Genomic DNA, 11,797 nt, shown 5'->3' on the forward strand with positions numbered 1-11,797 from the left:
AAAGCAATTCGAGCAGACCCGGGTCAGGGCGGTGAGCTCGGATCTACGATGATCGAGGTCGAGGGTTGGATGCATCGAGGGGAGCGCGGATGTCCGGGCCGGCACCTGGTTACCCGAGCGCGATACCGGTCGGAGTGGACGCCACGCGCGCCAGCATCGCCCGCGTCTACGATGCGGCGCTGAACGGCAAGGACAATTTCGAGGTCGATCGCCGGGTATTGGATCAGGTCCGCACGGTGGCCCCCGGCGTCGCCGAATTGGCCTGGGCCAACCGGGATTTCCTGATCCGTGTGTGCCGCTTCCTGGCCAAGGAAGCGGGCATCGACCAGTATCTGGATCTGGGCTCGGGCCTGCCCACCACCGAGAACACCCATCAGGTGGTGCAGCGCGTCAAGCCGGATTCGAGGGTCGTCTATGTGGACAACGACCCCATGGTGCTGGCCCACGCCCACGCCCTGCTGGTCGGCAGTCCGAACACCTCCATCGTCACTGCCGACATCTTCCGTCCGTTCGAGGTGTTGAAACACCCCGAGGTCCGCGACGAACTCGACTTCACCCGCCCGCTGGCGATGTTCCAGATCGGGACGCTGCACCACTATCCGGCCGACGATGCCGCCGCCCTCATGCGTACCTACATCGACGCACTGCCCTCGGGTTCCTATGTCGCGATCGCCCATTTCCATGATCCGGAGGCCGCCGAGTACAGCGATCTGGCCCGCAAGATGGAGGAGAAGTTCGTCCAGAGCCCGATGGGCTCCGGTCGCTTCCGCACCCGCGCCCAGATCCAGGCCCTGTTCGGTGACCTGCAGATGATCGACCCGGGCCTGGTGCTCTGCGACGACTGGTGGCCCGACGGCCCCCGCCTCGCCCCCCTGAACGCCGTGCGGCACTGCATCGTCGGCGGCGTCGGCTTCAAACGCTAGCTGGTGCGCGCATTTCGTCACATGGCCGCTCCGTCACCGGGATCCGGAACGGCGGGGGCCGGGTAGAGGTGGTGGATGGTGAGGGCGGCGGCGAGCAGCCGGGAATCGTTGGGGTCGCTGGGATCCAGACCGGTCAGTTCGGCGACACGGCGGAGGCGGTAGCTGAAGGTGTTGGGGTGGACGTGAACCACCGCGGCGGCGGCCTTGCGGTCGGCGGAGCCGTGCCGGATGTGGGCGTCGAGGGTTTCGAAGAGGTGGGGGTGGCACAGGATCGGGGCGATGCGTTCGGCCAGGCGGTCCCGGGCGGGGCCGGGGCGGGTCAGCTGGTATTCGAGCAGTAGATCGTCGAGGCGATAGGCGCCGGTGGGGCGGCCGAGCAGGCGGGCGAGTTCGGCCAGATCGGTGGTCTGCCGCGCCGCACCGGGCAGGTCGGCACGGTCGATGCCCCGACATTCGGCGAGGAAGACGTCGACGCCGAACTGTTCGGCGAGGCTCGCCGCCAGGCGTTCGAAGGGGCCTGTGCCGATCTCGGGGACCGGACGAGATCTGCTGGGCAGCAGGGCGATTCCGTTCGATCCGTCGAAGGTATTGAGGACCGTCGTCCCGAGCAGCGCGTCGAGTGCCTGCTGGAACTGCCGGATCCGGCGGCGGGTGACCATGGTGTCGGCCACCAGGACCAGCGGGTCGGGGCGCAGGTGGAAGGTGAGGACGTCGTAGCGGTCCGCCAGCGCCATGTCGGCGCGGGCCGCCAGTTCCTCGACCGGCGCGCCACGCAGCAGGGCCGAGCACAGGGCGCGGCGCGCCTCGCGTTCGACCGTGTAGATGGACTGCTCGACGTCGGAGTGCACCTCGGAGATGGTGATGGTGATGTGCATGAGCGCCTCGAGCACCCGCTGGCCGATCGCCACGATATCGGGCAACTCGTGCGGCTCCGCGGTCGCGGCGACCTCGTCCCAGACATAGCGGGCGCCGCCGAACAGGCCGGTCATGAGCTGGCGCACGGGGATTCGGTCCTCGGCGTGCCGCTCCACCACCGGGACGACGTACTCCGCGACCTCTTCGGCGGTGATCACGCGCCGCTCCTCGATGGCCCGGATGAACGCCACCGTCCCGGCCAGCAAGCTGGGCATGACATCGGCGAAGTGGTCCTCGGGCAGATTCTCGAGGCCGGGCACCGCGCCCAGTGCGGCTTCGAAGATACCGGCGGCAATCTCCGGGAGCCGCGGCAGCAGGCGGGCCAGGACGGGCGAGTCATCACCCAGTGGGGGAACGAGGGCGAGCATCTGCCGATTGTCACCAAGAACAGACTCGAGCACCAAGGAGTGTGTGCGAAATACCAATCGGCACTGCATCATCCCTGGTCGCCATGACACCGAACGGTTGCTTGGCAAGGTGCGGTCACTTTCACTCGATTTCAGGTCAATTAGTTTCGCGAGACCAAATCGCACCGCATTTCTTGTCTCCGAATGCAAAGCAGTTCTTCATCTTTCGCATTCGAGCCAATTCGCGGTTAAGCTCCTGTAGTGTCCCTCTCGACTTCTCGAATGGTGTCAGTGGACGATCTACCGGGGCCCAGAGGATGGCCACTGGTCGGCAATCTCCCGCAATTGACACCCTCCCTGCTGCATCGCCAATTCGATTCCTGGAGCGACGAATACGGGGCGTTGTACCGGGTCGGCATGCCCGGTCGGCGCATCGTGGTGGTGAGCGATCCCGAACTCAATCGGGAGATCCTGCGGGACCGCCCCGGCGGCTTCCGGCGGCAGTCCGCTATCGAGTCGGTCATGGACGACATGGGCTCCAACGGCCTGTTCTCCCTGGAGGGCGAGGCATGGCGGCGGCGGCGCAAGCTGGCCATGCCCGCCTTCAACGCGACTCACCTGCGCGGCTTCCAACCCACCCTGGAGACCATTACCGAACGCCTGCGCCGGCGCTGGGAACGCCGGTCCCCGGCGGATGTGCGCGCCGAATTGACCCGCTACACGGTCGATGTCACCGCGAAACTGACCTTCGACTACGACATCAACACCATCGAAGAATCCGGCGACGTCATTCAGCGCCATTTGGAGCTGATCTTCCCCATCCTGAATCGCCGGCTCGCCACGCCGTTCCCGTACTGGCGCTTTGTGAAGCTACCCGACGATCGGGCCCTCGAGCGCGCATTGGCGGCCCTGCGGCAGGATCTCACCACCGTCATCGCCCGTGCCCGCGCGAATCTCCCCGAGCGGCCCACGAATTTCATCGAGGCGTTGCTGCTGGCGCAGGACGGCCGCGGCTCGTTCACCGATGACGAGCTGTTCGCGGAGGCGCTCACGATCCTCATCGCGGGCCAGGACACCACCAGCAATGCCATGGCCTGGCTGCTCTATCACCTGGCCGGGAAACCCGAAGTGCAGCAGCGGATTCGGGAGGAGATCGCCGAGATCCCGTCGGTGCTGGACCGGCAGCCCTACCTGGAGGCGGTCGCGGCCGAATCCATGCGGCTGCAGCCCACCACGCCCCTCATCGGCATGGAAGCGATCGTCGACCGGACCATCGCCGGGGTGCACATCCCGGCTGGAACCTGGGTCATCGTCAATGTCCAGCACGCCGGCCTGCAGGCGGAGAACTTCAGCGAGCCACACACTTTCGATCCCGATCGCTGGCTGAACGAGGGCCCCGGCAATCACCGGCCCGACGCCTCCACCCCGTTCGGCTCCGGCCCCCGCTTCTGCCCGGGCCGCGGCCTGGCCATGCTGGAGGTCAAGAGCGTCACCGGCATGGTGTGCCGCAACTTCGACATCGCGCTGCCGGCGAACAGCGAACCACCGAGGGACCGTTTCCATTTCGCCGTCATCCCGACCGGAATGCGGCTGGATATCACACCCCGGTCGGCCCACTGACCCCCGAGCACGAAAGGATCGCGCATGGCGATCAAGCGGCTGTCGGCCACCGACGGCGTCTGGCTGTCCCTCGAATCACCCGATATGCCGATGCATGTCGCATTCCTGCTGGAGTTCACCGTCCCGGACGGGGACGCGGCCCGCTTCGTCCGGCGCTGGCGCGCACAGGTCGTCGCGCCGATCGCGGTGCCGCAGCCGTGGAATCTGGTGCCGGTCGGCGGTCCGCTGACCCGCCTGGTGGCCCTCATGCGCGAGGCCGCCGAGGTCGATCCGGCCGACCACATCCGGACCTGGCAACTGAACCGGCCCGGTGACCGCCGCGAACTCGTCGAGCTGGCCGCCCGCATCCACCGCGAACAACTCGATGCGACCCGGCCGCAGTGGGAGATTCACCTGGTCGAGGGCCTGGCGCCGGACCGCTTCGCCCTCATTCTCAAGGTGCATCACAGCCTGTTCGACGGCGCGTCGCTGATGCGGCTGATCACCGACACCTTCTCGACAGATCCGGCCGATCGGGACACACGGAATCTGTTCACCGTCGGCCGCGTGAATCCGAATGCACCGCAGCCGGTTCCGTCCGCGAGTCGGTTGCGGACCCTGCTCGCGACGCTGCGGGGCGTGCTCGAACTGGTGCGCGGCATCGGCACGGCGGGCCGCGACGCCCTGCGCCGCGCCCGCGGCCGGACCCCGGCGCAGCGGGCCTACCAGCAGCCGGCGTCCATCTTCGACGGGCCGATCACCGGCCGCCGGGACCTGTCCCTGCGCCGCTACGACCTGGGCCGGTTCAAGCGGCTGGCCAAGGCCGCCGACTGCACGATCAACGACATCGTGCTGTATCTGGTCGGCACGGCCTTGCGCGACTACCTGACCGAACATGCGGAGCTCCCCGCACGCCCGCTCACCGCCGGAGTCCCCGTGGACCTGCGGGAAGGCGACGACGACCGGGTGGGTACCCGCGCGGGCATGATGTTCACCGCGCTGGGTACCGATATCGCCGACCCTGCCGAGCGCCTGGCTGCGGTCCGCGCGGCCATCCGCGCCGCGAAGCAGGAGATGGCGGGCCTCCCGGCCAATACGGTCATCGGCTACGGCCTGGCCGTCACCCTGCCGTGGATCATGGGACTGACCTGGGGCCGCACCAACACTCCGGCCTCGCATCCGATGGGCATCTCCAATGTTCCCGGACCGCGAACTCCGTTGTACTGGAACGGCGCCCGGCTGGAGTCGCTGTACCCGATCTCGCTGCTCATGCACGGCAACCCGTTCAATGTCACCTGTGTGGGCTACCTCGACGCGCTGCACTTCGGCGTGCTGGGGGCGGCCGACAAGCTGCCGGCGATGGAGTACCTGACCGACGGTTTGGACGCCGCTCTCGACGAGCTGACCGCGCTGCTGTTGCCCGCGGAGGAACGCGCCCTGCCGTCTGCGGGGTGAGACGAAACGACAACGCTCCCGGTCCATTCCGGACCGGGAGCGTTGCGCTGTTCTGGTGAGCAGACCAGGACGGTGGGGGAAACAGGACGGCAGAGTGAATCAGGACGGAAGTGCGGACAGTCCGCCGATCGATTCCGCCCACGCCACATAGCGATCCAGCCCGTCGCGCAGGGAAATCGTGGGAGCATAGCCGAAATCGCGCCGGGCCGCGCCGGTGTCGTAGGTGCTCGACACCGTGAGCGCCGCGACCGTCCAGCTGGACAGCGGGGGTGCGACGCGCGACTGCAGCCCGGGGATCTTCCAGACGGTGTCGAAGACCGCGATGATGCCGTCCAGCACCGGTTTCGGAATGGTCCGGGTCGGCGGTGTCAGGTCGAAGGCCCTCGCCAGATCGCGGGCGAAGCCCCACAGGTCGACATCCTCGGCGTCGGCCAGGAAATAGGGCTTCCCGGCCACCGCGTCGGACCGCGACGCCTGTACGCACGCGCGAGCGGCATGCTCGCAGTAGGTGATCGACACCAGCACCGGCTTGCCGCCCGACAGATCGGGTAGGCGGCCGGAACGAATCTTGTTCAGCAGCAGCGTCATCCAGCCGCCCGAGCGCGGCCCCCAGATCATCCGGGGACGCAGCGCGCAGGTGGTGAAGTCGGGCCCGTTCGCCGCCAGCACCTCACGCTCGGCAATTGCCTTGGTCTCGACGTAGTAGCTCTTCGGGTTGCGCACATAGGGTTCGGACTCGTCGATGCCGAACCGCTCGCGATCGTATTCGGTGGCCACACTCGGGCTGCTGACGAAGACGAAACGGCCCGTGCCGGCGCGCCGCGCGGCATCCATGAGCCGCCGGGTGCCCTCGACATTGGCCTCCCAGAACTGGTCGCGGTGGCCGGTCTCGGCCACCCGGCCGGCGCTGTGGTGCACCACGTCCACGCCCTTGCAGGCGGCGGTGAGCGACTCCGGGTCGCCGAGGTCGCCGTGCACGATCTCGACCTCGGTCAGCGAGCGCAGATAGCCGAGATCGGCGGTGGGGCGGGCGAGTACGCGCACCTGGTCGCCCGCGGCCAGGGCCTGGTCGACGATGTGGCTGCCGAGGAATCCGGTGCCGCCGGTGACGAGGACTTTCATCGCTGTTTTCCTTCACTGTCGTAGCCGAGGCGGGCGCCGGCCCACTCCGACAGCACCTCGCGGCCGATCTTGGCGTTGTGCCGGATGTCGACCGGGAAGCCGTCGTGCCGCAGGAAGGTGCGGATCGGCGCGGTGATCTCGTGGGACTCGGCCAGTCGCCGCAATTCCCGCTCGATACGGGGGCCTGCGCCGCGATCGACGCCCGCGCGCGGCTCGTAGCAGAGCACCGGCACCTGCGCGCCGGCCCGGCCGACGCCGACCAGCGCAGTGCGCTGGACATCCGGGTGGGTATTGAAGATCTGTTCGCACTGCACGGTGAACAGATCCCCGGCGCCGGTGCGTACCCGCTGGGAGATGCGGCCGCAGAACCACAGTCGGTCGTCGGTGTCCCGCCGGGCGAGGTCGCCGATGCGGTGCCAGCGGCGCAGCGTGCCGTCGGGTAGCCGTTCGTCGATCTTGGCGCGCGCATCGGCGGCCGGGTTGCCGTGGTAGCGCTGACTGACCTGCGGTCCGGTGGCGACGATCTCGCCGATTTCGCCCGGCACGACCTCCAAATCGTCTGTCCAGAACGGTATTTCGTCATCGGTGATGCGAATGATCCGCACTCGGGTATCACTGTCGGACTCCGGCAGTGCCCGTCCCACGCAGGTGCCGGCCCCGTCGCGGGTCCGCTCCCGCAGCGTTTCGAGCTCCGACCACTCCAGGGTGGTCAGCGGAAGCGCCTCGGTCGCACCGTAGGTGGTGAAGACCCGGGCCCGCGGCCCGAGCGCGTTGCGAACCGCGACCAGCGCCTCCAGGTTCGCGGGCGCACCCATCGAAATGACCGTGGTGAGGCTGGGCAGCTCGATTCCGGTCCGGTCCAGATAGGCGCCGAGGGGGCCCAGCAAGGCGGGCGAGGCGGTCAGATCGGTGATCCGGAAGGCGCGGGCCACCTCGACCAGCAGCGCGGGATCGGCCTGCGACACCTTCACCGGATCCACCGGCCCGAGCACCACGTGCGCGCCCTGCATCAGATCGAACAGCCCGAACAGCGGCACCGTCGCCAGTGAGACGAAACCGTCCGCGCGATCGTGCAGATCGGTGACCACCCGCAGCGAGGCGGCGAAGCCCGCGCGGGTGAACTCCACCCCCTTGGCGGGGCCCGTGCTGCCGGTGGTGAACGCGATCATCAGCAGATCCCCGGGCGCGTGGGCGACCGCGACCGGCTCGCCCGCGCGGCCACGCTCGGCCAGCTGCGCGAGTGTGTAACCGCCCCAATAGGAGCGAGCGCCCGCCGTGACGTGCACGCGCACCGAGCGGAAGGTGCGACGCGCGGCGATCCGGATCAGGTGGGCCTCCGGGACGCCGATGAACGCCTGTGCGCCGACACTGCGGAAGCAGTGCAGCATGCGATTCACGCCCATGCCCGGGTCCACTACCACCGGCACCGCGCCCACCCGGAACAGCGCGAAGATCACCGCGAACAGATCCGGGTCGGGCCGTACCATCACAATCGTCTTGACGCCCTTGGTGATTCCGATCTCGGCGAAGGACCGCGCGTAGGCGTCGATCCGCTCGCCGAGGTCGGCGAAGGTCAGCGCGTCGAAGGCGGCGCCGACGCCGACGCCGCCCGCGCCGCCCGGAGGCCGGGTCCGGTAGCTGACGGCGGGCAAATCGGCGTACTTCTCGATCTGGCGCGCCAGCAGCAGATCCGGATCGTCGAGTACGGGATTCACGCGGCCCCTTCCACTCGGTAGCTCACGCACCCGGCCATCGGACCCGAACCCGCCGCCAGGAATACCAGCTCGGCGCCCGGCGTCAGCGCGCCCTGCTCCCGAAGTTGGTGGTAGGCGATGGCCAGGCCCGAGCTTCCGGCGTCGCGGTCGCCGGTCATCGCCTGGTAGCCGCGGGCGAATCCGAATTCCTCCGCGAGGCCGCTCGCGAGTCCGGGCACCGGGTTATTGGTGACCAGAACGGTATTGCCCGTGTCGATTTCGGGCTGATCGGCCAGGTAGCCGCGCAGCGTATCGGCCGCCGTCGCGGTGATCACCGTGTCGTAGTCCGGCGCGACCTCGACCGTAATCGTCTGCTGCCCGGCGTTTCCCATGGCCTTCAGGTCCAGATATCCGGCGACGCCCGGATTCGCGCCCGCCGCCCGGTCGCGCACCGGGGAAATACGTAGCGGGCCGAAACCCGTCTCCCGGTCCACCCCCTTGCTCAGCAGCCAGGCCGAGCCGACGGTCGCGTACCGGAAGTCGTCCGGCCGGTGGGCGATTCCGCCCGGGTGCGCATCACTGCCGACGACCAGCACCCGTTGCGCGGTGCCATTGGCCAGCAGCGCGGTCGCCGCGTGCACGGCGTTCAGCACCCCGCACGCGCCATTGCGCAGGTCGAACGAGAAGGTGGAGCGGCCCGATCCCGCCTCGTAGTCCAGGTGCATGCGCAGCCCGAGCTGGATGAGCGCGGAGTTCGCGGGCTCGACCACATTGCCGTCCCGATAGATGCCGACATTGACCAGGACGTCGATATCGCCGGGCTCGATTCCGGCCCGCTCCAGGCATTCCCGGCCCGCCGCCACGGCATGGTCGATGGATCCCGCGGTGGCCGGGGCGGCGCTGATCGCGGATTGTTCGATGACAACAGACATGCTCATCCCACCAGAGAATCGAGAGTGGCCGACATGACGCCGAAGATCATTCCGGAGGCGGTCGGCACCACGCAGATCTTGGAACCCTTCGGTATTTCGCCCCGCGATATGTAGTCGTATATCGCGAGGAAATGCGTGCTGGCGCCGGTATTCGCGTATTTGTGCACGGTCGCCAGCCGCGGCGGCATTTCCGCCTCGTGGATCTTGGCGCCGGATTCGGCCAGCTTCTCGGTGAAGGCCGCCCCGAGTTGATGGAAGACGATGAAATCGAACTTCTCGTCGGCGAAGGTGGTGCCGCGCTTGACGAGCCGATCGCGGTGCAGTTTCGCCCAGGTTTCCCGGCGGGGGGCCGCCTGCATGGTCATATTGTCGGTCAGCATGATCATGTTCTCGGAGGCGTCGCTGGGCTTGGCAATACACAGCGGCGAGAATTCGGCGCAGGTGATCATGTCCACGTAGTGGATGCGGTCGTGTTCGTCCTCGGCACGGTCCACGATCACCGCGACGGCGGCGTCGGCCAGGGTGAGCGCCGGGAACTGCAGATCGCGCGCGTCCTTCGCCTCGGCGAGTGCGCCCTCGGTGACCGGGGAGATGATCTCCGCCGTCACCACCATGCCGGTGCGCACCAGACCGGCGCGAATCATGTTCTCCAGCAGGTAGATCGCGGTCATGGTGCCACCGCAGGCATTGACGACGTCGTAGCCCATGGCATGGTCCGCGCCGATCCGGCGGGCGATCTCGTGGGCGGCGGCGGGCTCGAACACCATGTGGAACCCGTCGTGCACCGTGGTGCCGGCGCTGATGATCACATCGAGGTCGGTGGCCTCGTACCGCGAGCGCGCCAGGCAGTCCTGCGCGGCGCGTGCGCCGAGGGAGAGGCTGTCCTCGCCCGCGGACCGGTCGACCATGCGCCGGGTGCGGATTCCGGTGATCCGCTCGACTTCGAATTGCCCGCCGCTCGACATACGGGCCAGTACTTCGTCGGTGGTGTATTCGCGCTGGGGGAGAGCGGCTCCCAGCGCACCGAGGCGCGCGGCACTCACAATCGTGACTCCCGATCGTAATGGGATGGATGGAACCGGCGAGTGGGCCGTCCATGTGAATCGAACGAGGCGAACAGTGGCTCGGTTCGGATTCCCCGGACGCTAGAGACGAGCACCATACGGTGTCAAGGAAACTCGGTCCCGAGAGCGACAGACATCACCCGGAGGCGGTGTCATATCAAATGTCACTGCTCCCGGAAAACCAATAGCGACAACGGATTTTGGCTCCGGAGACAAAGACGAAAGTCCGGTTGCGACGGCATGGAATTCCTGGTTACGCTGGCCGAAACCGGCACCCCTCCGGCAATCGACAGTCGGGCCATCGCCCGCAATCACCAAGAGTCCGCGCGTCGTCGCGCGATCCGGCCCGCCAGATTTGGAGCACCTTCGCGATGACATCCACCGCCACCATTACGCCGATCGCGCATCGCGCGGCACCCACCGCGCCCGGCGCGGTCCCGCTGCTCGGCCACTGGCCCCGGTTCGGCCGCCGGCCCTACCGATTCCTGTCCACGCTCTCGTCGGTGGGACCGGTTGTGCGCGTGCGGATTCCCGGCTACGACACCTATGTCGTCACCGATCCCGAGCTGGTCCGCGAGGCGTTCGTGGCGCTGTCGGACCAGGGGCTGATGATCGAACGCGCCGAGGCGCTGCTCGGTGAGGGCGTGACCGTGCTCCAGGGCCAGCGGCATCGGCGCGAACGGCGCATGATCGCACCCGCCTTCGCGAAGTCCCGGATCGCGCGCTACGCGGCGGTCATGACACGGCTCGGGGCGGAGCGCGCCGCGTCCTGGCGCAACGGTGATTTCCTCGCGGTCAACGAGCAGATGCACGACCTGGCGCTGCGCACCGTGGCCGGATCGCTGTTCACCGGCGAACTCGGTTCCGAGACAGCCGAACACATCCACCGCCTGCTGCCGCCGGTCATGACCCTGCTCTCCCGGCGCGTCACACGGCCCGCCTGGATCGACCGGCTGCCGCTGCCCGGCAATCGCCGGTTCGACCGCCTGGTGGTGGAGATGAAGGCGGCCACCGGCACCATTATCGCGGCGTACCGCGCCGAACTCGCCGCGGATCCGGACCTCGATCACGGTGATCTGCTCGACACGCTGCTCAAGGCCCGCGACGAATCCGGGGATGCGCTCACCGACTCCCAGGTGCACGACGAGCTGATCAACTTCCTGGTCGGCGGCACCGAGGCCATCGGGGCGACGCTGGCCTGGGTGTGCCACGAGCTCGGGCAGAATCCCGAGGTGGAGGCCGCGCTGCACGCCGAGGTGGACGCCGTGTTGCGCACGGAGGGTGACACGCGGGCCGCGGAGTTCGGCGACCTGGCCGAGCTCGAGATCACCAAGCGCATTGTGCTCGAGACGCTGCGCAAGTATTCGCCGTGGCTGACGGTCCGGCACGTGCCCACCCCGTACACGCTGGGAGGTATCGAAATCCCCGGTGGCAGTATGCTTTTCGTCTGTCCCGTGGCAGTGCATCGAGATCCCGTCGTGCATCCCGATCCGCAGCGTTTCGATCCGGACCGGTGGCTGCCCGAGCGGATGGCGGACATGTCCAAGGGCGCGCACATCCCGTTCGGCATGGGCGCCCGGCAGTGCCCCGGAAACGTGTTCGCGCTCACCGAGATCGCCCTGCAGGTGGCGACCATCTGCGCCCGCTGGCGGCTGCGGCCGGTGCCGGGTATTCCGGTGCGGGAGACCGTGATCGGCGCGCTGGTGCATCCGGAGAAGTTGCTCATGCGGGCCGAGGCGCGCTGAC

The 11,797-nt window shown here is 68.1% G+C and carries 9 protein-coding genes; 4 read left to right on the top strand and 5 right to left on the bottom strand.

All coding sequences use genetic code 11. From position 1 onward, the window contains the following. Window positions 1-89: 89 nt before the first annotated feature. Window positions 90-923 (top strand): SAM-dependent methyltransferase, encoded by an 834-nt coding sequence (locus ACFXN1_RS35535; protein ID WP_379436861.1) that lies wholly within the window; start codon window positions 90-92, stop codon window positions 921-923. Between the two features lie 17 nt (window positions 924-940). Here the strand turns inward: ACFXN1_RS35535 and ACFXN1_RS35540 are convergent, their stop codons facing one another. Next, the gene (locus tag ACFXN1_RS35540) at window positions 941-2,206 is read right to left on the bottom strand and encodes a PucR family transcriptional regulator (RefSeq protein WP_379436862.1); all 1,266 of its coding nucleotides are present in this window, start codon (window positions 2,204-2,206) and stop codon (window positions 941-943) included. A gap of 261 nt (window positions 2,207-2,467) precedes the next feature. Between ACFXN1_RS35540 and ACFXN1_RS35545 the strand changes: the two genes are divergently transcribed. Together ACFXN1_RS35545 and ACFXN1_RS35550 are read left to right on the top strand one after the other, a co-directional pair. Beyond that, on the top strand, window positions 2,468-3,805 hold the full coding sequence (locus ACFXN1_RS35545) for a cytochrome P450 (RefSeq protein ID WP_379463780.1): 1,338 nt from the start codon (window positions 2,468-2,470) through the stop codon (window positions 3,803-3,805). A 24-nt stretch (window positions 3,806-3,829) separates the two neighbouring features. Next, window positions 3,830-5,239 (top strand): wax ester/triacylglycerol synthase family O-acyltransferase, encoded by a 1,410-nt coding sequence (locus tag ACFXN1_RS35550; RefSeq protein WP_379436865.1) that lies wholly within the window; start codon window positions 3,830-3,832, stop codon window positions 5,237-5,239. 99 nt (window positions 5,240-5,338) lie between these two features. Here the strand turns inward: ACFXN1_RS35550 and ACFXN1_RS35555 are convergent, their stop codons facing one another. The 4 genes from ACFXN1_RS35555 to ACFXN1_RS35570 are packed head-to-tail and all read right to left on the bottom strand — an operon-like array spanning window position 5,339 to window position 10,030. Next, complete coding sequence (locus tag ACFXN1_RS35555) at window positions 5,339-6,361, bottom strand: NAD-dependent epimerase/dehydratase family protein (protein WP_379400869.1); 1,023 nt, start codon at window positions 6,359-6,361, stop codon at window positions 5,339-5,341. Then, window positions 6,358-8,076 carry a fatty acid CoA ligase family protein gene (locus ACFXN1_RS35560; protein WP_379436866.1) on the bottom strand — a complete coding sequence of 573 codons (1,719 nt, stop codon included), beginning with the start codon at window positions 8,074-8,076 and terminating at the stop codon, window positions 6,358-6,360. The genes ACFXN1_RS35555 and ACFXN1_RS35560 overlap by 4 nt, the downstream gene beginning before the upstream one ends. Continuing rightward, window positions 8,073-8,993, bottom strand: coding sequence for a hypothetical protein (locus tag ACFXN1_RS35565; RefSeq protein WP_379436867.1), 921 nt, complete (start codon window positions 8,991-8,993; stop codon window positions 8,073-8,075). Before ACFXN1_RS35565 ends, ACFXN1_RS35560 begins: the two co-directional genes overlap by 4 nt. Beyond that, window positions 8,990-10,030, bottom strand: coding sequence for a 3-oxoacyl-ACP synthase III family protein (locus ACFXN1_RS35570; protein ID WP_379436869.1), 1,041 nt, complete (start codon window positions 10,028-10,030; stop codon window positions 8,990-8,992). Before ACFXN1_RS35570 ends, ACFXN1_RS35565 begins: the two co-directional genes overlap by 4 nt. A gap of 392 nt (window positions 10,031-10,422) precedes the next feature. Here ACFXN1_RS35570 and ACFXN1_RS35575 point away from each other — a divergent pair, with 392 nt between their 5' ends. Further along, window positions 10,423-11,796 carry a cytochrome P450 gene (locus ACFXN1_RS35575; RefSeq protein ID WP_379463781.1) on the top strand — a complete coding sequence of 458 codons (1,374 nt, stop codon included), beginning with the start codon at window positions 10,423-10,425 and terminating at the stop codon, window positions 11,794-11,796. Window position 11,797 lies beyond the last annotated feature (1 nt).

The organism is Nocardia sp. NPDC059154 (assembly GCF_042755705.1).
Taxonomy (GTDB): domain Bacteria; phylum Actinomycetota; class Actinomycetes; order Mycobacteriales; family Mycobacteriaceae; genus Nocardia.

Bases quoted from the DNA above. Each gene is read 5' to 3' on its own strand.
- ACFXN1_RS35535 (WP_379436861.1), top strand. From the start codon at position 90: ATGTCCGGGCCGGCACCTGGTTACCCGAGCGCGATACCGGTCGGAGTG.
- ACFXN1_RS35540 (WP_379436862.1), bottom strand. From the start codon at position 2,206: ATGCTCGCCCTCGTTCCCCCACTGGGTGATGACTCGCCCGTCCTGGCC.
- ACFXN1_RS35545 (WP_379463780.1), top strand. From the start codon at position 2,468: ATGGTGTCAGTGGACGATCTACCGGGGCCCAGAGGATGGCCACTGGTC.
- ACFXN1_RS35550 (WP_379436865.1), top strand. From the start codon at position 3,830: ATGGCGATCAAGCGGCTGTCGGCCACCGACGGCGTCTGGCTGTCCCTC.
- ACFXN1_RS35555 (WP_379400869.1), bottom strand. From the start codon at position 6,361: ATGAAAGTCCTCGTCACCGGCGGCACCGGATTCCTCGGCAGCCACATC.
- ACFXN1_RS35565 (WP_379436867.1), bottom strand. From the start codon at position 8,993: ATGAGCATGTCTGTTGTCATCGAACAATCCGCGATCAGCGCCGCCCCG.
- ACFXN1_RS35575 (WP_379463781.1), top strand. From the start codon at position 10,423: ATGACATCCACCGCCACCATTACGCCGATCGCGCATCGCGCGGCACCC.